Origin of the sequence: Azospirillum picis, from assembly GCF_017876115.1 — a bacterium.
In the GTDB taxonomy this organism is placed as follows: domain Bacteria; phylum Pseudomonadota; class Alphaproteobacteria; order Azospirillales; family Azospirillaceae; genus Azospirillum; species Azospirillum picis.
The window spans coordinates 263,580-285,774 of the sequence record NZ_JAGINO010000005.1; the positions used below are offsets into that span (position 1 = coordinate 263,580).

The 22,195-nt window shown below is 68.6% G+C and carries 19 protein-coding genes; 17 read left to right on the forward strand and 2 right to left on the reverse strand.

Annotation, left to right across the window (positions count from 1 at the left end):
• The first annotated feature begins 156 nt into the window (after positions 1-156).
• From petA to J2850_RS10045, 4 genes are all read left to right on the forward strand, one after another.
• Complete coding sequence (gene petA, locus J2850_RS10030) at positions 157-726, forward strand: ubiquinol-cytochrome c reductase iron-sulfur subunit (RefSeq protein WP_209981155.1); 570 nt, start codon at positions 157-159, stop codon at positions 724-726.
• Positions 727-755: 29 nt separating this feature from the next.
• Positions 756-2,024 (forward strand): cytochrome b, encoded by a 1,269-nt coding sequence (locus J2850_RS10035; RefSeq protein WP_209981157.1) that lies wholly within the window; start codon positions 756-758, stop codon positions 2,022-2,024.
• Positions 2,024-2,785 carry a cytochrome c1 gene (locus tag J2850_RS10040; RefSeq protein WP_209981158.1) on the forward strand — a complete coding sequence of 254 codons (762 nt, stop codon included), beginning with the start codon at positions 2,024-2,026 and terminating at the stop codon, positions 2,783-2,785. The genes J2850_RS10035 and J2850_RS10040 overlap by 1 nt, the downstream gene beginning before the upstream one ends.
• Positions 2,786-2,903: 118 nt before the next feature.
• Positions 2,904-3,455, forward strand: a complete 552-nt coding sequence (locus J2850_RS10045) for a DUF924 family protein (RefSeq protein ID WP_209981160.1) — start codon at positions 2,904-2,906, stop codon at positions 3,453-3,455.
• Positions 3,456-3,459: 4 nt separating this feature from the next.
• On the opposite strand, the gene J2850_RS10050 is transcribed toward J2850_RS10045, so the two are convergent.
• Complete coding sequence (locus tag J2850_RS10050) at positions 3,460-4,023, reverse strand: response regulator (protein ID WP_246512954.1); 564 nt, start codon at positions 4,021-4,023, stop codon at positions 3,460-3,462.
• Positions 4,024-4,209: 186 nt separating this feature from the next.
• A complete protein-coding gene (locus tag J2850_RS10055; RefSeq protein ID WP_209981162.1) occupies positions 4,210-5,658 on the reverse strand; it encodes a helix-turn-helix domain-containing protein in 1,449 nt (482 codons plus the stop codon).
• 236 nt (positions 5,659-5,894) lie between these two features.
• On the opposite strand from J2850_RS10055, the gene J2850_RS10060 reads away from it, so the two are divergent.
• From J2850_RS10060 to xdhC, 13 genes are all read left to right on the forward strand, one after another.
• Entirely contained in the window at positions 5,895-7,427 is a 1,533-nt protein-coding gene (locus J2850_RS10060) for an acyl-CoA carboxylase subunit beta (RefSeq protein WP_209981163.1), read from the forward strand.
• 11 nt (positions 7,428-7,438) lie between these two features.
• Positions 7,439-9,439: an acetyl-CoA carboxylase biotin carboxylase subunit gene (locus tag J2850_RS10065; RefSeq protein WP_209981165.1), complete on the forward strand. Its 2,001-nt coding sequence runs from the start codon at positions 7,439-7,441 to the stop codon at positions 9,437-9,439.
• A gap of 186 nt (positions 9,440-9,625) precedes the next feature.
• On the forward strand, positions 9,626-11,779 hold the full coding sequence (gene scpA / locus J2850_RS10070; RefSeq protein ID WP_209981166.1) for a methylmalonyl-CoA mutase: 2,154 nt from the start codon (positions 9,626-9,628) through the stop codon (positions 11,777-11,779).
• An 80-nt stretch (positions 11,780-11,859) separates the two neighbouring features.
• On the forward strand, positions 11,860-12,114 hold the full coding sequence (locus J2850_RS10075; protein ID WP_246512955.1) for a type II toxin-antitoxin system CcdA family antitoxin: 255 nt from the start codon (positions 11,860-11,862) through the stop codon (positions 12,112-12,114).
• A 27-nt stretch (positions 12,115-12,141) separates the two neighbouring features.
• Complete coding sequence (locus J2850_RS10080) at positions 12,142-12,438, forward strand: CcdB family protein (RefSeq protein ID WP_209981170.1); 297 nt, start codon at positions 12,142-12,144, stop codon at positions 12,436-12,438.
• Between the two features lie 25 nt (positions 12,439-12,463).
• Positions 12,464-13,156 carry a DUF2161 domain-containing phosphodiesterase gene (locus tag J2850_RS10085; RefSeq protein ID WP_209981172.1) on the forward strand — a complete coding sequence of 231 codons (693 nt, stop codon included), beginning with the start codon at positions 12,464-12,466 and terminating at the stop codon, positions 13,154-13,156.
• A 64-nt stretch (positions 13,157-13,220) separates the two neighbouring features.
• Positions 13,221-13,847: a MarC family protein gene (locus J2850_RS10090; protein ID WP_246512956.1), complete on the forward strand. Its 627-nt coding sequence runs from the start codon at positions 13,221-13,223 to the stop codon at positions 13,845-13,847.
• 172 nt (positions 13,848-14,019) lie between these two features.
• Positions 14,020-15,417: a cytochrome ubiquinol oxidase subunit I gene (locus tag J2850_RS10095; protein ID WP_209981174.1), complete on the forward strand. Its 1,398-nt coding sequence runs from the start codon at positions 14,020-14,022 to the stop codon at positions 15,415-15,417.
• Between the two features lie 6 nt (positions 15,418-15,423).
• Positions 15,424-16,443 carry a cytochrome d ubiquinol oxidase subunit II gene (gene cydB, locus J2850_RS10100; protein WP_209981175.1) on the forward strand — a complete coding sequence of 340 codons (1,020 nt, stop codon included), beginning with the start codon at positions 15,424-15,426 and terminating at the stop codon, positions 16,441-16,443.
• A 62-nt stretch (positions 16,444-16,505) separates the two neighbouring features.
• Entirely contained in the window at positions 16,506-17,177 is a 672-nt protein-coding gene (locus J2850_RS10105; protein WP_209981178.1) for a hypothetical protein, read from the forward strand.
• 183 nt (positions 17,178-17,360) lie between these two features.
• On the forward strand, positions 17,361-18,833 hold the full coding sequence (xdhA, locus tag J2850_RS10110; RefSeq protein ID WP_209981180.1) for a xanthine dehydrogenase small subunit: 1,473 nt from the start codon (positions 17,361-17,363) through the stop codon (positions 18,831-18,833).
• A complete protein-coding gene (xdhB, locus tag J2850_RS10115; RefSeq protein WP_246512957.1) occupies positions 18,826-21,333 on the forward strand; it encodes a xanthine dehydrogenase molybdopterin binding subunit in 2,508 nt (835 codons plus the stop codon). The genes xdhA and xdhB overlap by 8 nt, the downstream gene beginning before the upstream one ends.
• Complete coding sequence (gene xdhC, locus J2850_RS10120) at positions 21,330-22,163, forward strand: xanthine dehydrogenase accessory protein XdhC (RefSeq protein ID WP_209981182.1); 834 nt, start codon at positions 21,330-21,332, stop codon at positions 22,161-22,163. Before xdhB ends, xdhC begins: the two co-directional genes overlap by 4 nt.
• Positions 22,164-22,195: the final 32 nt, after the last annotated feature.

Consider the following 22,195-nt stretch of genomic DNA (forward strand, 5'->3'; position numbering starts at 1 on the left):
CCCGATACCTGGAACGCTTGCGCTCCGGGCCGGCGCGGCTGTCTTGAGGGTTTCCCATCGGGCGGGCAGGCCGGTCGCGTCATGCATTGAGAACGGTCCATCGGTCGTCCGGCGCGGGCAAAGGGCGTCGGGCATGCCTTGAGGAGAAACAGGCTTATGGCTCAGACCACGCATCCGCCCGGGACGGGTGGCCACGCGGCCTCCGGCGGCGAGGGTAGTTCCCGCCGCGATTTTCTGTATCTTGCCACCGGTGCGGTCGGCGTTGTCGGGGTCGCCTCGGTGGCCTGGCCCTTCATCGACAGCCTGAACCCGGCTGCCGACACGCTGGCGCTCGCTTCCATCGATGTCGATCTCGCCCCTGTCGCCGAGGGGCAGGCGATCACGGTCACCTGGCGCGGTAAGCCCGTCTTTGTCCGCCACCGCACCGCCGAGGAGATCGAGTCCGCCAAGAAGGTCAACCTGGGCGACCTGCGCGACCCGGTCGCCGACGACGCCCGGGTGAAGAAGCCGGAATGGCTGATCGTCATCGGCATCTGCACCCACCTGGGCTGCGTGCCGCTGGGCCAGAAGGTCACCGATCCGCGCGGCGACTACGGCGGGTGGTTCTGCCCCTGCCACGGCTCGCACTACGACACCGCTGGGCGCATCCGCAAGGGCCCGGCCCCCGCCAACCTCGTCCTTCCGACGTACGCCTTCACCGGCGATACCAAGATCCGGCTCGGTTAAGCGGCCCAACGGTTCTGGAGACCCCCCAGATGGCTCAGGCTCAAGCCTCGAAATTCAAGAATCCGGTCGTGAACTGGATCGACAGCCGGCTGCCGATCTTCACGATGCTGGATCACGAGTACAACCATTACCCGATGCCGCGGAACGTCAACTACCTGTGGGCGTTCGGCGCGATTGCCGGCATCATGCTGGTGATCATGATCGCCACCGGCCTGTTCCTGGCGATGCAGTACTCCTCGCACACCTCGCTGGCCTTCGATTCGGTCGAGCGCATCATGCGCGACGTGAATTACGGCTGGCTCATGCGCTACGTGCACGCCAACGGCGCGTCGATGTTCTTCATCGCCGTCTACATCCACATGTTCCGCGGCCTGTATTACGGTTCCTACAAGGCCCCGCGCGAAATCCTGTGGATCCTGGGCGTCATCATCTTCCTCGTGATGATGGGCACCGCCTTCATGGGCTATGTGCTGCCCTGGGGCCAGATGAGCTTCTGGGGCGCCACCGTCATCACGAACCTGTTCTCGGCCTTCCCGATCGTCGGCGACCCGATCGTGACGCTGCTGTGGGGCGGCTTCTCGGTCGACAACCCGACGCTGAACCGCTTCTTCGCGCTGCACTTCCTGCTGCCGTTCGTGCTGCTGGGCCTGGTGATCCTGCACACCGCCGCCCTGCACGTCTGCGGCTCGAACAACCCGCTCGGCATCGACGCCAAGGGGCCGCAGGACACCGTGCCCTTCAACCCCTACGTCACCATCAAGGACGGCTTCGCCGTGGTGATCTTCCTGATCATCTACGCGATCTTCGTGTTCTTCATGCCGAACTACATGGGCCATCCGGACAACTACATCCCGGCCAACCCGCTGGTGACGCCGGCCCACATCGTTCCGGAATGGTACTTCCTGCCCTTCTACGCGATGCTGCGCGCCATCCCCGACAAGCTGGGCGGCGTGCTGGCGATGTTCGGCTCGATCGCGCTGCTGGCCTTCCTGCCGTGGCTCGACCGCTCGAAGGTCCGTAGCTGCAAGTTCCGCCCGGTCTACCGCCAGTTCTTCTGGATCCTCGCCATCGACGCGCTGGTGCTGGGCTATGCCGGCGCCATGCCGGCCGAAGGCGCCTGGCTGATCATCGCCCGCATCGGCACCTTCTACTACTTCTTCCACTTCCTGGTGCTGCTGCCGGTCCTCGGCAAGCTGGAGCGCCCGCGTCCGCTCCCGACCAGCATCGCGGAGTCCGTTCTGAAGGGTGGGGGCGGCATCGCCGCCGGTGCCCATGCCAAGCCGATGGAGAAGGCGTGATGCGCGCGTTGAAGACTGCAATCCTTTCGGCGGCGCTGGCTCTCGGCATCGCCGGGGCCGCGCAGGCCGCCGAAGGGGTCCACATCCCGAAGCAGGACTGGCCGCACAGCGGCATCTTCGGCACCATCGACAAGGCGTCGGCGCAGCGCGGCTTCCAGATCTACAAGGAAGTCTGCTCGGCCTGCCACTCCATGCGCCTGGTCCCGATCCGGACGCTGGCCGGCATCGGCTACAACGAAGAAGAGCTGAAGGCCATCGCCGCCAGCTACGAGGTGCAGGCCGGTCCGAACGACCAGGGCGAGATGTTCATGCGCCCCGGGCTTGCGTCCGACCGCTTCCCGTCGCCCTTCCCCAACGACCAGGCCGCCCGCGTGGCGAACAACGGCGCCCTGCCGCCGGACCTGTCGCTGATGGCGAAGGCCCGGGTCGGCGGCGAGGATTACGTCTACGCCTTCCTCACCGGTTTCGAGGAGGCGCCGGCCGACGTCCACCTGATGCCCGGCATGAACTACAACAAGGTGTTCCCCGGCCATCAGGTCGGCATGCCGAACATCCTGCAGCCCGACGGCGTCACCTTCGCCGACGGCACCAAGGCGACGGTCGAGCAGCAGGCCCACGACGTGGCGACCTTCCTGACCTTCGCCGCGGAACCGCACCTGGACGCCCGCAAGCAGATGGGCGTGAAGGTCGTGCTGTTCCTGATCGTGCTGGCCGGCCTGATGTACGCCGTCAAGCGCAAGCTGTGGAGCACGCTGCACTGAGCCAGGGCGCCCCGCCGCTCAGGCGGCGAGCGTTTTTCGACTGGACAGGGCGCCCCTCGGGGCGCCCTGTTTCTTTTGGGGGTTCGGTCGTTCGGGCAAACCGCGGCAGAGGTGACGCATGGTGGACAGGCTGATCGACGAGATCGTGGATTTCTGGTTCGACGAGGCGACCAAGCCCTACTGGTTCCGCCAGTCCGGCAGCTTCGACCGTGCGGTCGCCGATACGCTGGGACCGCACCACGAGGCGGCGGCGCGGGGCGACTACGACCATTGGATGGACGATGTCGATGGCTGCATCGCGCTTTGCATCCTGCTCGACCAGGTGCCGCGCAACATCCACCGGGGCGACCGGCGCGCCTTCGCCACCGATGCCAAGGCGCTTGCGGTCAGCGACCACGCGATCGCCAACGGGTTCGACCTGGAGTGCAACGCCGACGAGCGGACCTTCCTCTACCTGCCCTACGAGCATCAGGAGGACCTCGCCAGCCAGGAGCGCTCGGTCGTCCTGTTCACCGAGCGGGTGGACGACCCGGAGGCCATCGACTATGCGCTGCGCCACCGCGAGGTGATCCGCCGTTTCGGCCGCTTCCCCCACCGCAACGCCGTGCTGGGCCGGCCCGGGACGCCGGAGGAAGAGGCGTTCCTGCAGGAGCCAGGATCGTCCTTCTGAGGCGTCACGGCACCAGCCAGCGCTCCAGCGCTCCCAGCAGGTCGGCGCGGCGGACCGGCTTGGTCAGGTAGTCGTTCATGCCGGCCGCCAGGCAGCGGCTGCGGTCGTCCGGCTGGGCGTTGGCGGTGACCGCGATGATCGGGATGTGGGCACGCTCGCCGTCCAGCGACCGGATGGTCATGGTGGCGGACACCCCGTCCACGTCGGGCATGGCAACATCCATCAGCACCGCCTCCGGCGGCAGCGGCGACCGGACGACGGCGTCGACCGCCTCGGCGCCGCCGGTGGCGGTCTCGACCGAGAAGCCGGCCTTGGCCAGCAGCCCGGCCACCACCATCCGGTTGGTGGGGCTATCGTCCACCACCAGCAGGCGGCCGCCGCGCGAGCGGGCCCAGTCCATCAGCCGGTCGGTATCGGCGCCGCGTGACGGCCGCGCCAGCGGCCGTTCGAGCACCGCTTCCAAGGGGCCGCCGGTTCCGGAGCCCGGCGCCAGGTCGGCGCCGAGCGCTTCCGGCGCGAAGGACCCTCCCCGCCGGGTTGTGGCATGATGCAGAATGTCACCGTCCATGGCCCGCCATTGGCAAAATGCAACGCAGCTTGCAGCGACCGGGCCGGCGACTCCGCAGGGAGGCTGCCGGCGATGGTCTTGCAAGCCATTCTCAGCAAATGGTGGGCCAAGCCGGAGGTGCCGCCGCCTGGCGGAGGATCCGTTGCCCAGACGCTCGGCACCGATCTGGCGGTGATCTGGCGGCGATCACTGCGGCGACCGGTCCGGCGGGTTGAACAGGTAGGGCACGAAGCTGCGGTGGTGCTCGTCGACCCGCAGCTCGCTGCCGATCGGGGGAAAGGCGCGCTGCTGGCAGTCGGTGCGCTCGCATAGCCGGCAGTTCACTCCGATCGGCACGGCCGCCTTCAGGTCGGCGATGTCGATGCCGGCGGCATAGACCAGCTCCGGGGCGTGGCTCGCCTCGCAGCCCAGGCCGACGGCGAACTGCCGCGACGGCTTCAGGTAGGCGCCGCCGCGCTTGGTCACGGTGCGGGCGATGCTGATGTAGGCGGTGCGGTCGGGCATCTGGGCGAACTGCACCAGGATCTTGCCGGGCTGGGCGAAGGCCTCGTGGACGTTCCACAGCGGGCAGGCGCCGCCGAAGCGGGCGAAGTGGAAGCGGGTGGCCGAGTGGCGCTTGGTGATGTTGCCGGCCATGTCGACCCGGACGAAATAGAAGGGCAGGCCGCGCGCGCCGGGGCGCTGCAGGGTCGACAGCCGATGGCAGACCTGTTCGAAGCTGGCGGAGAAGCGGCTCTGCAACTGCTCGACGTCGTGGCGCAACGCGCGGGCCTGCGCCGCGAAGGCGCGGTAAGGCATCACCAGCGCCCCGGCGAAATAGTTGGCCAGCCCGACCCGGCAGATCGACCGGGCGTCCTCGCTGGAGAATTTCGCCTGCTCCACCAGCCCGTCGATGACGTCGCCGAACTCCAGCAGGGCGATCTGGTTGGCCATGTGGAAGGCGCGGCTCGCGCCGTTCAGCAGCGCCGACAGCCGCAGCGTCCCGGTGGAGGCATCGTAGCTGCGCATGGCGGTGTCGCCGGCTTCGTCGGCGACCATCTTCACCCGCACGTCATGGCGGCGCTTCAGGTAGGCGGCCAGCTCGTTCAGCAGCGCCCCCGAATGGATCTTCTCCGCATCCCACAGCCGCTCGGCCGCCTCGTCCAGCGGGCCGATATAGTTGTTGTTGTAGTGGAAATAATCCCGCACCTCCTCGTAGGGGAACTGCGGTCCGGCGAAACTGTCGCCCTGCTCGCGGTTGGACAGGCTGTCGGCCAGCGACTGCACCCGCTCGTGGAGCTTCTGGTAGGCCTGGTGCAGGCCGAGCACCCGGCGGGCCAGTTCGGGGCTGGAGCCGACGGCACTGCGCAGTTCCGCCATGGTCGGCGGCGGTCCGGCGAACAGCGGGTCGGCCAGCGCCTCGCGCAGGTCGGAGACCAGGCGGCTGTCCTCGTCCTCCAGGAAGGCCGACAGTTCCAGTTCGAAGGTCGCGGCGATCCGCATCAGCACCGGCAGCGTCAGCGGCCGCTGGTTGTTTTCCAACTGGTTGAGATAGCTCGGCGAAAGCTCCAGCGCCTTGGCCAGCGATGCCTGGGTCAGGCCGCGCTGCTCGCGCAGGCGGCGCAGCTTGTAGCCGAGGAAGAGTTTCTTTTGCATGGCCGGAAAAACGCCCTCCCGGATCGGCTTATGGGATTCCGCCGCTTCTTCGCAAACTTAACAGCCGCCAATCCGCATTTGCAAAGGGCTTCGCAACTTCGCACCTTTTTGCGAAGAGGTGGTTTGAACGGGTGCGAAGTTTGTGAATAATCCGCGACGTTCCGGCGAATGATTGCGTTGCCCGAGCCGGAGCGGGGTCCGACACATGAGGCGGCGCAAAGGATTGGAAACGCCCGATGCAGGATATTCTGGCCAAGTTGGAGTCCAAGCGCGCCGGGGCGCGGCTGGGCGGCGGTGAGAAGCGCATCGCCAATCAGCACGCCAAGGGCAAGCTGACCGCGCGCGAACGCATCGACCTGTTCCTCGACGAGGGATCGTTCGAGGAGTTCGACATGTTCGTCGAGCACCGCTGCGTCGACTTCGGCATGGAGGGCCAGAAAATCCCCGGCGACGGCGTCGTCACCGGCCACGGCACCGTCAACGGCCGCCTGGTCTTCGTCTTCAGCCAGGACTTCACGGTCTTCGGCGGCGCGCTGTCGGAAGCGCATGCCGAGAAGATCTGCAAGATCATGGACCAGGCGATGAAGGTCGGCGCCCCGGTCATCGGCCTGAACGACAGCGGCGGCGCCCGCATCCAGGAGGGCGTCGCCTCGCTCGGCGGCTACGCCGAGGTGTTCCAGCGCAACGTCGACGCCTCGGGCGTCATCCCGCAGATCTCGCTGATCATGGGACCCTGCGCCGGCGGTGCGGTCTACTCGCCGGCGATGACCGACTTCATCTTCATGGTGAAGGACAGTTCCTACATGTTCGTCACCGGCCCGGACGTGGTGAAGACGGTGACGCACGAGGTGGTGACCGCCGAGGAGCTGGGCGGTGCCGTCACCCATTCCACCAAGTCGGGCGTTGCCGACCTCGCCTTCGAAAATGACGTCGAGGCTTTGCTGCAACTGCGCCGCTTCATCGATTTCCTGCCCTCCTCCAACCGCGAGAAGGCGCCGACGCGTCCTTGCGCCGACCCGATCGACCGTGAGGACTTCTCGCTCGACACGCTGGTGCCGGAGAACCCGAACAAGCCCTACGACATGAAGGAGCTGATCCTCAAGATCGTGGACGAGGGCGACTTCTTCGAGCTGCAGCCCGAGTTCGCCAAGAACATCCTGATCGGCTTCGCCCGCATGAACGGCTCGACGGTCGGCATCGTCGCCAACCAGCCGATGGTGCTGGCCGGCTGCCTGGACATCGACAGCTCCAGGAAGGCGGCGCGCTTCGTGCGCTTCTGCGACGCCTTCGAAATCCCGATCCTGACCCTGGTCGACGTCCCCGGCTTCATGCCCGGCACCAGCCAGGAGTATGGCGGCATCATCAAGCACGGCGCCAAGCTGCTGTACGCCTACGCCGAGGCCACCGTGCCGAAGGTGACCGTCATCACCCGCAAGGCCTACGGCGGTGCGTACGACGTGATGTCGTCCAAGCACCTGCGCGGCGACGTCAATTACGCTTGGCCGTCGGCCGAGATCGCGGTGATGGGCTCCAAGGGCGCCGTCGAGATCATCTTCCGTGCCGACATCGGCGACCCGGCGAAGATCGAGGCGCGGACCGAGGAGTACAAGCAGAAGTTCGCCAACCCCTTCGTCGCCGCCTCGCGCGGTTACATCGACGACGTCATCATGCCGCACGGCACCCGCCGGCGCATCACCAAGGCGTTGTCCATGCTGAAGAACAAGCAGCTCCAGAACCCCTGGCGCAAGCACGACAACATCCCGCTGTGAGGGCCGGCAGCATGTTCGAGAAGATCCTCATCGCCAACCGCGGCGAGATCGCCTGCCGCGTCATCCGCACGGCGCGCCGCATGGGCATCAAGACCGTCGCGGTCTATTCCGATGCCGACAGGAACGCGCTGCATGTCGAGATGGCCGACGAGGCCGTCCACATCGGTGCCGCCCCCTCGGCGCAGAGCTACCTGCTGATCGACAGGATCGTGGATGCCTGCAGGAAGACCGGCGCCCAGGCGGTCCATCCCGGCTACGGCTTCCTGTCGGAGAAGCGCGAGTTCCAGGAGGCGCTGGCGGCGGCCGGCATCGCCTTCATCGGACCCGATGCCCACGCCATCCAGGCGATGGGCGACAAGATCGAATCCAAGAAGCTGGCCAAGCAGGCCGGCGTCTCGACCGTCCCCGGCTATCTCGGCGTCATCGCCGACGACGGCGAGGCGGTCACCATCGCCCGCGACATCGGCTATCCGGTGATGATCAAGGCGTCGGCCGGCGGCGGCGGCAAGGGCATGCGCGTGGCCTGGAACGACGAGGAGGCGCGCGAGGGCTTCCGTTCGGCCCAGAACGAGGCGCGCTCCAGCTTCGCCGACGACCGCGTCTTCGTCGAGAAGTACATCCAGCAGCCGCGCCACATCGAGATCCAGGTGCTGGCTGACGGGCAGGGCACCTGCCTGTATCTGGGCGAGCGCGAATGCTCGATCCAGCGCCGCCACCAGAAGGTCATCGAGGAGGCGCCCAGCCCCTTCCTCGACGCCGCCACCCGCAAGGCGATGGGCGAGCAGGCCGTCGCCCTGGCCAACGCGGTGCAGTACAAGTCGGCCGGCACGGTGGAGTTCATCGTCGACGCCGAGCGCAACTTCTACTTCCTGGAGATGAACACCCGCCTCCAGGTGGAGCATCCGGTCACCGAGCTGATCACCGGCCTCGACCTGGTCGAGCAGATGATCCGGGTGGCCGCCGGCCAGAAGCTGACGATCCGCCAGGAGGACGTCCGGCTGCATGGCTGGGCGGTCGAGGCGCGCGTCTATGCGGAGGACCCCTTCCGCAACTTCCTGCCCTCCACCGGCCGCCTGACCCACTACCGGCCGCCGGCCGCCGATCCGCATGTGCGCGTCGACACCGGCGTGTTCGAGGGCGGCGAGATCTCGATGTACTACGACCCGATGATCGCCAAGCTCTGCACCTGGGGCTCGACCCGCGATGCGGCGATCGGTCGGATGCGCGAGGCGCTGGACCAGTATTACATCCGCGGCGTCAGCCACAACATCCCGTTCCTGGCCTCTCTGATGGCCAACCAGCGCTTCGTCGACGGGCGGCTGACCACCAACTTCATCGCCGAGGAATATCCCAGCGGCTTCCACGCCTCCGACCTGCCGCCGGAAGATCCGGCGGTGCTGATCGCGGTGGCCGCCGTCATCCACCGCAGCCACAACGACCGCGACATCCAGATCTCCGGCAAGATGCCGGGCAGCAAGGTCAAGGTGCGCGACGACTGGGTGGTGGTGCTGGACGGCACCGCCCATCCCGTGCACCTGCACCCGGCCGACGGCAGCCCGCAGCGCATCGGCTACGCCGTCGACATCGAGGGCCGGCACCACACGGTGTGGAGCGATTGGCAACTCGGCGAGCCGCTGTTCCGCGGCACCGTCAACGGCGAGCATGTCTGCGTCCAGATCGACCGCGTCGGCATCGGCTACCGCCTGCACCACGGCGGTGCGCAGGCGGTCGTCAAGGTGCTGACCCCGAAGGCGGCCAAGCTCGACGCGCTGATGCCGGTGAAGGCGCCGCCGGACATGTCGAAGTTCCTGCTGTCGCCGATGCCGGGTCTGCTGGTGTCGCTGGCGGTGACGGAAGGCCAGGAGGTCAAGGCCGGCGAGGTGCTGGCCGTCGTCGAGGCGATGAAGATGGAGAACATCCTGCGCGCTGCGCAGGACGGAACGGTCGCGAAAATCCACGCAGCCCCGGGCGGCAGCTTGGCGGTCGATCAGAAGATCGTGGAATTCGCTTAGCCGCAAGAAGAAAGTACCGAGAGGAAACGCGCCCCTGCCCCCTCCCTCCCTCCCTCCCCCCGCCGTCGGCGGTGGAGGGGCCGGATCCCCTCTCCCGCGGAGCGGGGGAGGGTTAGGGAGGGGGCAGACCACCCGGCACCTGTCAAAAATCAGCGTGCGACAACACCGCCACGTCAGGAGGCGTCGATGACCGAGTTCCCGAAGAAGACCCTGGCCGATTGGGACAAGCTGGCCGCCAAGGATCTCGGCGCCGATGGCGACCTTGCCAAGCTGACCTGGAAGACCCCGGAAGGGCTGGACGTCAAGGCGCTCTATACTGCCGCCGACCTGGAAGGGCTGGAGCTGGACACGCTGCCGGGCTTCCCGCCCTTCACCCGCGGCCCGCGCGCCACGATGTACGCGGTGAAGCCCTGGACCATCCGGCAATATGCCGGCTTCTCCACCGCCGAGGAATCGAACGCCTTCTACAAGGCCAACCTGAAGGCCGGCCAGATGGGCCTGTCGGTGGCCTTCGACCTCGCCACCCACCGCGGCTACGACAGCGACCATCCGCGCGTCGTCGGTGACGTCGGCAAGGCCGGTGTCGCCATCGACAGCGTCGAGGACATGAAGATCCTGTTCCAGGACATCCCGCTCGACAAGATGTCGGTGTCGATGACCATGAACGGGGCGGTGCTGCCGATCCTCGCCGGCTACATCGTCGCGGCGGAGGAGCAGGGCGTCAGCCAGGACAAGCTGAGCGGGACCATCCAGAACGACATCCTCAAGGAGTTCATGGTCCGCAACACCTACATCTACCCGCCCGAACCCTCGATGCGGATCATCGCCGACATCATCGAGTACACCTCCCAGCACATGCCGAAGTTCAACTCGATCTCGATCTCCGGCTACCACATGCAGGAGGCCGGCGCGACGGCGGTGCAGGAGTTGGCCTTCACCATCGCCGACGGGCTGGAATATGTCCGCGCCGCGATGTCGAAGGGGCTGCCGGTCGACAAGTTCGCGCCGCGCCTGTCCTTCTTCTTCTCCATTGGCATGAACTTCTTCATGGAGATCGCCAAGCTTCGCGCCGCGCGCCTGCTGTGGTCGAGCCTGATGCAGGAGAAGTTCCAGCCGAAGGACGCGCGCTCGCTGGCGCTGCGCACCCACTGCCAGACCTCGGGCGTCTCGCTGACCGAGCAGGACCCCTACAACAACGTCATCCGCACCACCATCGAGGCGATGGCCGCGGTGCTGGGCGGCACCCAGTCGCTGCACACCAACGCCTTCGACGAGGCGCTGGGCCTGCCGACCAAGTTCTCCGCCCGCATTGCCCGCAACACCCAGTTGATCGTCGCCGAGGAGACCGGGGTCACCAAGGTGGTCGATCCGCTCGGCGGCTCCTACTACGTCGAGAACCTGACCCACAGCCTCGCCAAGGCGGCGATGGAACTCATCGAGCGGGTCGAGGAGATGGGCGGCATGACCAAGGCGGTCGAAAGCGGCATGCCCAAGCTGCTGATCGAGGAGGCCGCCGCCCGCCGCCAAGCCCGTGTCGACCGCAGCGAGGAGGTGATCGTCGGCGTCAACAAATACCGGCCGGAGAACCCCGAGATGGTCGACGTCCTCGACATCGACAACACCGCCGTCCGCGAGGCGCAGATCGCCCGCCTGCAGCGCATCCGCGCCACCCGCGACGAGGCCAAATGCCGGGAGGCGCTGGCCGCCCTGACCGAGGCCGCCGCGGCGAAGACCGGCAACCTGCTGGCCCTGTCGGTCGAGGCGACCCGCGCGCGCGCTACCGTCGGCGAGATCTCCGACGCTCTGGAGAAGGCCTTCACCCGCCATGTCGCGGTGATCCGCTCGGTGTCCGGCGTCTACGGCTCGGCCTACGAGGGCGACGCCGGCTTCAAGAAGATCCAGGAGGAGGTCGCCGCCTTTGCCGCCGAGGAGGGCCGCCGGCCGCGCATCCTGGTGGTCAAGATGGGTCAGGACGGCCACGACCGCGGCGCCAAGGTGATCGCCACCAGCTTCGCCGACATCGGCTTCGACGTCGACATCGGGCCGCTGTTCCAGACCCCGGACGAGGCCGCCCGTCAGGCGGTCGAGAACGACGTCCACGTCATCGGCGTGTCGTCTCAGGCCGCCGGCCACAAGACGCTGGTGCCGCAGTTGATCGAGGAGCTGCGCAAGCAGGGGGCCGGCGACATCCTGGTGGTGTGCGGCGGCGTGATCCCGCCGCAGGACTACGACTATCTCTACCAGGCGGGAGCCGCCGCGATCTATGGCCCCGGCACCAACATCCCGAAGGCGGCGTCGGACATCCTGGGCATCCTGCGCAAGCAGAAGGCGGTGGCGTGAGGCCGTTCCCGGCAAAGGCCGGCACTTGATCCCGCCCATGGCCATGCGCATAGTGACTGCGCATGGCCATGGAGAAACCGATGCCGGACACACGCCTGCCCTTCGACGCCTCGGCCCCGAAACGGGCGACCAACGTCAGCATCAACAGCGACCTGCTGGAGCAGGCCCGGGCTATGGGCATCAACGTGTCGCGGGCCTGCGAGCGCGGCCTGGCCGACCAGATCACCGAGTTGCGGCACAAGTGCTGGTTGGAGGAGAACCGTGAGGCGCTGGACTCCTCCAACGCCTATGTCGAGGCGCACGGGCTGCCGCTGGCCCGGCATCGTCCCTGCTGATGCGCCCCTGCTGATCGGGGCCTGCCGATGGCGCGTTTCGATGTCCACCGTCGCCTCGACGGTCCCGGCTATCTGCTCGATCTCCAGGCCAACATCCTGCGCGATCTCAACACGCCCTTCGTCGCGCCGCTGCTGCCGCCGGACGAGGCGCCGCGGCCGGCTGCCCGGCTCAATCCCATCCTCACCGTCGAGGGGCGTCCGCACGTCATGGCCACCCAGTTCGCAGGCGCCGTCCGGGTCGCCGACCTCGGCCCTTGCGTCGGCAGCCTCCTGGCGGACGACACCGCCATCGTGGCGGCGTTGGACATGCTGATCGGCGCCTGACGCTCAGGCCGGGGAACCGCATCCTTTGACCATCACCGCCGAAACCGACCTCTACGCGCCGGTCAAATCCTTCCTCGAAGACCAGGGCTACGACGTGAAGGCGGAGATCCATGGCTGCGATCTCGTCGCCACGCGCGGCTCCGAGCCGCCGGTGGTGGTCGAGCTGAAGAAGCGCTTCACGCTCGACCTCGTGCTCCAGGGTGTCGACCGCTTGGCGATCAGCGACAGCGTCTACCTCGCCGTGCCGCAGCCGGGGCGCAAGGCCACCGGCCCGTCACCGCTGGACGCCGACGTGAAGAAGCTGTGCCGGCGGCTCGGCCTCGGCCTGCTGATGGTCGATCCCGGACTGGCGCAGGGGCATCGCGTCACCGTGCTGCTCGACCCGGTCCCCTACACCCCGCGGAAGGACAGGAAGCGCGCGCACCGGTTGCTGGGCGAGCATGCCCGCCGGGTCGGCGACCCCAACCGAGGCGGCTCGACCCGCGTCGCCATCGTCACCGCCTATCGCCAGGACGCCTTGCGCATCGCGCGGATGCTGCGCGACGGGCCGCTGACGGTCGCGGCCCTGCGCAAGGCGGGGGCGCCGAAGGATGTCGGGCCGATGCTGCTGCGCAACGTCTATGGCTGGTTCGAGCGGGTCGGGCGCGGCACCTACGCACTGACCCCGGCGGGCATGCAGGGGATCGAAACCTTTGCCCAGGCCCTGATCGAGGGATGACGCCACGCTCCACCCGCCTATAATCGCTTCGACCCATCCAGGACTGCTGCGGCCGGAGCCTGCCTTGTCGGACTACATCAGCAATCTGGTCGTCTTCTTCGTCGTCGTCGATCCACCGGGGCTGGTGCCGCTCTTCCTTGCGCTGACGCGCGGCTTCGACGACCGGCACAAGCGCATCATCGCGTTCCGCGGCACCGCCATCGCCTTCGTCGTGCTGGTCTTCTTCGCCTATTTCGGCAAGGTCGTGCTGGAAACCCTGGCCATCGGGATGCCGGCCTTCCGCATCGCCGGCGGGGCGCTGCTGTTCTGGATCGCCTTCGAGATGCTGTTCGCCCGGCGGTCCGAACGCAAGGAGCGCGATACCGGCGAGGCGATGACCGACGAGGATGCGCACGACGTCGCGGTCTTCCCGCTGGCGGTGCCGCTGATCGCGGGACCGGGCGCCATCACCTCCATCCTGCTGCTGATGGACCGCGCCGGCGGCACGGTGGCGGGGCAGGCAAGCGTTCTCGGGGCGGCGGCCACCGTGGTGGGCGGGGTAACGCTGACCCTGCTGGCCGCCGACCGGGTCGGCCGCCTGCTTGGCCGTACCGTGATCCACACGGTCAGCCGCGTGCTCGGCATCGTGCTGGCGGCGCTGGCGGCGCAGACCATCATTTCCGGCATCACCAGCGTCTATCCGCCGCATTGAAACCGGCCGCCGCGCGACAGGCCGCCATTCCTTGGTCGAGCGTCCGTAACACCTTACGGTTAGTCCCCTTTCCGGGGCAGAGGCTCAATCTAAATGGGAACCTGCCACGGCCACCGCCGCGCTCACGCCCGGTGACCGGCCTTTCTCGCGCCAATCACAGGAGGCGGCGGCCATGGACCTCGATCCATTGATCCTGTCGCGAATCCAGTTCGCGTTCACGATCTCCTTCCACATCCTGTTCCCCAGCTTCACCGTCGGGCTCGCCTGCTGGATCGCGCTGCTGGAGGCCTTGTGGGTGGGGACCGGCAAGGGCATCTACCGCAGCCTGTCGGAATTCTGGACCAGGATCTTCGCGCTGTCCTTCGGGCTGGGCGTGGTGTCCGGCATCGTCATGTCCTACCAGTTCGGCACCAACTGGAGCCGCTGGTCCGACACCGTCGGCAACGTGCTGGGGCCGCTGATCCAGTATGAGGTGGTGACCGCCTTCTTCCTGGAGGCCGCCTTCCTCGGCATCCTGCTGTTCGGGCGCGACCGCGTGCCGCGCGGCATCCACCTGATGGCCGCCTGCCTGGTGGCGCTGGGAACGCTGCTGTCCTCCTTCTGGATCCTCTCGGCCAACAGTTGGATGCACACGCCGGCCGGCTTCGAGATCCGCGACGGCCGCTATTTCGTCACCGATTGGTGGCAGGTGGTGTTCAACCCCTCCTTCCCCTACCGCCTCGCCCACATGGTGACGGCGATGTTCCTGACCACCAGCTTCGTGGTCGCCGGCATCAGCGCCTGGTACCTGCTGAAGCGCCGCTATCCCGACCATGCCCGGATCGGGCTCGGCATGGCGCTCGCGCTGATCACCGTGCTGGCGCCGCTCCAGATCTTCCTCGGCGACGAGCACGGGCTGAACACGCTGGAGCACCAGCCGGCCAAGATTGCCGCCATGGAGGGCAACTGGGAAGGCGGCACCCGCGCGCCGCTGGTGCTGTTCGCCATCCCCGACGTCGAGAAGGAGACCAACCATCTGGAGATCGGCATCCCCGCCCTGTCCAGCCTGATCCTGACCCATGACTTCGACGGCACCGTGCCCGGCCTGAAGCAGTTCCCGGCCGACGAGCGCCCCGACCCCCGCATCATCTTCTGGACCTTCCGCCTGATGGTCGGCATCGGGATGCTGATGCTGGCGGTGGCGGTGACGCATCTGGTCCTGCGGTTCCGCGGCCGGCTCTACAGCAGCGACTGGTTCTTCCGCATCCTGGTCGGCTGCATGCCGATCGGCTTCGTCGCCATCCTCGCCGGCTGGTTCACCACCGAGATCGGCCGCCAGCCCTACGTCGTCTATGGCCACCTGCGCACCGCGGACGCGGTGACGCCGTCGCTGACGGTGGAGGCGGCGCTGGTGTCGCTGCTGTCCTTCGTTGTCGCCTACACCATCATCTATGGCGCCGGCACCTATTACCTGATCCGGCTGCTGCGCATCGGCCCAACGCCGCTGCACGATGCGGTGCAGCCGCCGGAAGCGCAGAGCCCGAAGCGGCCGCTGTCCGCCGCCGACCAGTCCATCGAGCCCGCGGAGTGACCGATCATGGAACAGATTGCGGAAGGCAGCCTCCTCACCCTGGTCTGGGTCGGCATCGTCGGCTTCGCGGTGTTCATGTATGTGCTGATGGACGGCTTCGACCTCGGTATCGGCATCCTCTATCCCTTCGCCCCGTCCGAGGAGGACCGCGACACCATGATGAACACGGTGGCGCCGGTCTGGGACTTCAACGAGACCTGGCTGGTGCTGGGCGGCGCCGGGCTGTTCGCAGCCTTTCCCATCGCCTATGCCGTCGTGCTGCCGGCGATGTACCTGCCGCTGCTGGTCATGCTGGTGGCGCTGATCTTCCGCGGCGTCGCCTTCGAGTTCCGCTTCAAGGCGCGGGTGCGCAAGCACTGGTGGAACCGATCCTTCTTCCTGGGATCCGTGCTGGCGACCTTCGCCCAGGGGGTGGTGCTGGGGTCCTTCATCCAGGGCATTCCGGTGGAGGGCCGGCAGTTCGCCGGCGGCATGCTGCACTGGCTCTCTCCCTTCAGCCTGTTCTGCGGTGCCGCGCTGGTGGTCGGCTATGCCCTGCTGGGGGCGACCTGGCTGATCTGGCGGACCATCGGTCCGCTGCAGGACTGGTGCTACCGCACGGCACGGCGGCTGATGCTGCTGGTGCTGGCCGGGGTCGCGGTGGTCAGCCTGTGGACGCCCTTCCTGCTGCCGGAGATCGCCGACCGCTGGTTCTCGATGCCGAACCTGATCTTCCTGTCGCCGGTGCCGATCATCACCGCCGTTCTGGGCATCGCCCTGTGGCGGTCTATCGAGCGCGGGCGCGAGGTGGCGCCCTTCGTCCTGTCGATGGCGCTGTTCGGCCTGTCCTACCTCGGCCTCGCCATCAGCCTGTGGCCGCACCTGATCCCGCCCGGCATCACCGTCTGGCAGGCGGCGGCGCCACCGGAAACCCAGGTGTTCCTGCTGGTCGGCATGGCCTTCCTGATCCCGGCGATCCTCGGCTACACCGCCTATTCCTACTGGGTCTTCCGGGGCAAGGTGACGGGCGCCTTCGGTTACCATTGAGCGCCGGGCCGTCGCCGTCCTAGAACAGGCCGGTGACGAGGATTGAGGAGAGGGGGTCGGCCATGGACATCGACATCAGCTTTGCCGAGGCCATGCTGCGGCGCGGCGCCGGCCTGCTGGAGGACGGGGCCGATGCGGCGGGAAGCGATCCCTTCGCGATGCTGGCCCGCATGCTGGCCGCCGCGGCGGCCACCGATGCGCCGCTGGTGGTGCTGAGCGAGGGCGGCAGCCACCCCGCCCTGTTCGACGAGGCCGCCCGCCGTGCCGGCCAGCCGCTGACCGCCCGCCTCGCCGCCCTGGCAGCCACCCGCCAGGGCGAGCGGGCGACGATGTACGAGTTCGACGGCAGCGGTCCGCTCACCGGCAACCGCATCGTCGCCGCCCTGCTGCGGCCGGAAGACCGTCCCGACCTGCTGCATGTCTACATCGCCGTCGGCCGGCTGCGCGGCGGCGAGGCGCAGATCACGGTGGCGCCGGCCCTGCTGCGCTTCGACGCCGCCGCGCTCGGCCAGACGCTGGGCCTGCTGGGGGACGCCGTCTCCCGCAGCGCCAACGCCGCCACCGCGGCGCTGGCGCATGCAGCGGCCGTGATGCCGATGGCCGGGCATGAGGAAAGCGGCATGCCGGCCGCACTGCTGGACCTCTACTGGCATGCCCTGACCTTGGCTTCGGTGCGGGGAGAGGGTGGGGCGCCGGAGGGGCTGGCGGCGATGGCACCGAAAGGCACCGCCTGAGGGCGGGCTTGCTGCCCCCTCCCTGGCCTTCCGCCTCCGGCGGGAGAGGGATGGGAAGGGGCGCCCCGCGCGGCGCTGTCCCATACGATCATTTGAAACTCTTTCCCTCGCTGCCGATCTGGTGACAGAGTCGACGCCGGTGAAATACTGCGTCACATCGTCACCAGCTCATCGGGAGCAGCCATGCGCCAGCGCCTCCGCTTCTATCTCGGCGACGAGCTTCGGGAGATCGATGCGGTCGATCCGACCCTGACGGTCCTCGACTGGCTGCGGCTGTCGGAGCGGCGGGTCGGCACCAAGGAGGGCTGCGCGGAAGGCGATTGCGGCGCCTGCACCGTGGTGGTCGGCCGGCTCGACGGCGACACGCTGCGCTACGAGGCGGTCAATGCCTGCATCCGCTTCCTCGCCACGCTCGACGGCTGCCGGCTGCTGACGGTGGAGCATCTGAAGGGGCCGGACGGCGCGCTCCACCCGGTGCAGCAGGCGATGGTCGACTGCCACGGTTCGCAGTGCGGTTTCTGCACCCCGGGCTTCGTCATGTCGCTGCTGGCGCTCTACCTGAACGAGGAGCGCCCGGACGGCCGGCGCATCGACGACGCGCTGGCCGGCAACCTGTGCCGCTGCACCGGTTACGAGCCGATCGTCCGCGCCGCGCACGCCATGTACGACATCGGCGAGCGCGACAGCGACCGCCTTGCCGACCGTGCCGCCGTGGCGGAGCGGTTGAAGGCCCTGCGCGACGAGGAGATCCTCAGCATCGGCGCCGGCGGGCGCCGCTTCCTCGCTCCCGCCACCGTGCCGCAACTGGCGCAGCTCCTGCTCGACAATCCCGGCGCCACCATCGTCGCCGGCGCCACCGACGTCGGGCTGTGGGTAACCAAGTTCCAGCGCGTGCTGGCGACGGTGATCCACACCGGCCGCGTCCGCGCCCTGCGCCGCATCGAGGATCGCGGCGATGCGCTGGTGATCGGTGCCGGCGTCACCTACAGCGACGCGGCGGCCGGCATCGCGGCGCTCTATCCCGACTTCGGCGAACTGATCCGCCGCATCGGGGCGGAGCAGGTGCGCAACATGGGCACCATCGGCGGCAACGTCGCCAACGGCTCCCCCATCGGCGACATGCCGCCGGCCCTGATCGCCTGCGGCGCCACCCTGCGCCTGCGCCGCGGCGAGGAAATCCGCGAACTGCCGCTGGAGGAGTTCTTCATCGAGTACGGCAGGCAGGACCGCCGCGAGGGCGAGTTCGTCGAGGCGGTGATCCTGCCGAAGCCGGCGCCGGACATGCGCTTCCGCGCCTACAAGATCGCCAAGCGCTTCGACCAGGACATCTCCGCCGTCTGCGGCGCCTTCCGCCTGACGCTGGACGCCGACGGCCGGGTCGCCGACATCCGCATCGCCTTCGGCGGCATGGCCGGTACGCCCCGGCGCGCCCCCGCGGCCGAGGCGGTGCTGCTCGGCCGCCACTGGACCGAAGAGGCGGTGCGGGAGGCGATGGCGGCGCTGGCCGGCGACTACACGCCATTGAGCGACTGGCGGGCCAGCGCGGGCTATCGCTCCATGGTCGCCACCAACCTGCTGATGAAGTTCCATGTCGAGACCAGCGACCCGGCGGCGGAAACCCGCCTGGTCGGCGACCGGAGGCTTGCCCATGCCTGACGTGACGACTCCCCTGGCGCCCCCTCTGCCACCCGTCGCGCTGCCGGACCGCATCCAGGGCGCCGCCCACGACCCGCGCCGCCATGAGAGCGCGCACAAGCATGTCAGCGGCGAGGCCGTCTATGTCGACGACATCGCCGAGCCGGCCGGCCTGCTGCACGTCTATCTCGGCCTCAGCACCCGGGCGCATGCGCGCATCCGTTCAATCGACCTGTCGCCGGTTCGCCAGGCTCCGGGCGTGGTGGCGGTCTTCACCGCCGCCGACGTGCCGGGGGTCAACGACATCGGTTGCATGGGCAAGCAGGACGAGCCGCTGTTCGCCTCGTCCCTGGTCGAGCATGTCGGCCAGCCGGTCTTCGCCGTCGCCGCCGAGACCCGCGACCACGCCCGCCGCGCCGCCAGGCTGGCGGTGATCGAGTACGAGGACCTGCCCGCCGTCCTGACCATCGCCGCCGCCCGCGATGGGGAGCGCACCCTGGTCACCCCGCCGATGACGCTGCGGGTGGGCGATGCCGACGCCGCGCTGGCCGCCGCCCCGCACCGTGCCGAGGGCCGGCTCGCCGTCGGCGGGCAGGAGCATTTCTACCTGGAGAGCCAGATCGCCATGGCGGTGCCGGGCGAGGACGACGACGTACTCGTCCATGTCTCGACCCAGCACCCGACCGAGGTGCAGCACATCGTCGCCCATGTGCTGCATGTGCCGAGCCATGCGGTGACGGTGGAGGTGCGCCGCATGGGCGGCGGCTTCGGCGGCAAGGAGACACAGTCGAACCTGTTCGCCGCCTGTACCGCGCTGGTCGCCAAGCGGACCGGCCGCGCCGCCAAGCTGCGCCCCGACCGCGACGACGATTTCCAGATCACCGGCAAGCGCCATGACTTCGAGATCGACTACCGCGTCGGCTTCGACGGCAGCGGCCTGATCCACGGTGTCGACATGCTGTTCGCCGCCAGGGCCGGCTATGCCGCCGATCTGTCCGGCCCGGTGACCGACCGCGCGCTGTTCCATGCCGACAACGGCTATTTCTATCCGGCCGCCCGGCTGGAATCGCTGCCGCTGAAGACCAACACGGTGTCCAACACCGCCTTCCGCGGCTTCGGCGGCCCGCAGGGCATGGTCGCGGCCGAGCGGGTGATCGACGAGATCGCCTTCGCACTCGGCAAGGACCCGCTGGAGATCCGCAAGCGCAACTTCTACGGGGATCGGGACCGCAACCTCACCCCCTATCACCAGACCGTCACCGACAACATCCTGCCGGAACTGGTGGCGCAGTTGGAACGGACCTGTGATTACTGGACGCGGCGCGAGGACATCCGCGCCTTCAACCGGACCAGCCGCATCCTGCGCAAGGGCCTGGCGCTGACCCCGGTGAAGTTCGGCATCTCCTTCACCGCCACCCACTACAACCAGGCCGGCGCCCTGGTCCATGTCTACACCGACGGCAGCATCCAGCTTAACCACGGCGGGATCGAGATGGGGCAGGGACTCTACACCAAGGTTGCCCAGGTGGTGGCGGAGGAGTTCCAGGTCGACATCGACACCATCCGCCCGACCGCCACCAACACCGGCAAGGTGCCCAACACCTCGGCCACCGCGGCGTCCTCCGGCTCCGACCTCAACGGCAAGGCGGCGCAGGCGGCGGCCCGCACCATCAAGGAGCGGCTGGTCGCCTTCGCCGCCGAAAACTGGGGCGTACCTGCGGAGGCGGTGCGGTTCGAGCGCAACCGGGTGTGGGTGGGCGACCGCGACATGAGCTTCGCCGAGTTGGTCCGCGCCGCCTACATGGCGCGGGTGCAGCTCTCGGCCACCGGCTTCTACAAGACGCCGAAGATCCATTGGGACCGCGCCGCCGGCCGCGGCACGCCCTTCTATTATTTCGCCTATGGCGCCGCCTGCGCCGAGGTGACGGTCGACACGCTGACCGGCGAATATGTCGTCGACCGGGTCGACATCCTGCACGATTGCGGCCGCTCGCTGAACCCGGCCATCGACCGCGGCCAGATCGAGGGCGGCTTCGTCCAGGGCATGGGCTGGCTGACCATGGAGGAGCTGTGGTGGGACGCCCAGGGCCGCCTGCGCACCCACGCCCCCAGCACCTACAAGATCCCGGCCTGTTCCGACCGCCCGCGCATCTTCAACGTGGCGTTGCTGGACGACGCACCGAACCGCGAGGACACCATCTTCCGCTCCAAGGCGGTGGGCGAGCCGCCCTTCATGCTGGGCATGTCGGTCCTGCATGCACTGTCCGATGCGGTGGCGAGCACCGCCGACCACCGCCTCTGCCCGCGCCTCGACGCCCCGGCGACGCCGGAGCGCGTGCTGTCCTGCATCATGGCGCTACGGCAGCGGGCCGCAACGGAGTGCCCCCTCCCTAACCCTCCCCCGCCTCCGGCGGTGGAGGGGACTGCCGCCGCTTCGCAGACGGCACCCTCTCCCGCCGAAGGCGGGGGAGGGACGGGGAGGAGGCAACCGGTCTCCGCTCCCCCACCCGACCCGGCATGATCCCGCTCTCCACCACCCTGGCCGACCGCTTGGCCCTCGACCAGCCCACGGTCCTGGTGACGGTCGCAGAGGCGCGCGGCTCGACCCCGCGGGAGGAGGGGGCCGGCATGCTGGTCGGGCGGGACTCTTGCGCCGGCACGGTCGGCGGCGGCCGGTTGGAATGGACCGCCATCGCCGCCGCCCGCCGCATGCTGGAGGACGGCAGCGCCCTGGAGACGCTCGACCTGCCGCTGGGACCGGCGACCGGCCAATGCTGCGGCGGCCATGTCGTGCTCAGGCTGGAGCGCGCCGCCGCCGCCACCGTTGCCACGCTGCAGGAGCGGGAGCGCCGGGCGGCCGATGCCTGTCCAACCCTGCTGCTGTTCGGCGCCGGCCATGTCGGGCGCGCCATGGTGGCCGCCTTCGCCCCGCTGCCGCTGCGGCTGTGGTGGATCGACAGCCGTGCCGAGGAATTTCCCGCCGCCCTGCCCCCCGGCGTGGAGCGCGTCCTGACCGACAGCCCGCTCGACCCGCTGGCGGCGGCGCCGGCTGGCACGGGCTATCTGGTGCTGACCCACAGCCACGCCCTCGACTTCGAGATCACCGAGGCGGCACTGCGCCGGGGCGACGCCGCCTATGTCGGCATGATCGGCTCGGCGACCAAGCGCGCCAAGTTCGAACGCTGGTTCCGCGCCCGCGGCCGCGGGGAGGCGGCGCTGGCCGGGCTGACCTGCCCGATCGGCGCCGCGCTGACCAGCGACAAGCGCCCGGAGGTGATCGCGGCACTGGCCGCCGCCGAACTGCTGGTCGCCTTCACGACGCACCGCGCCACCGCCGCTCTCCCTAAGTGACCAAGCGGCCGCCGATGGCCGCCGAGCCTCTG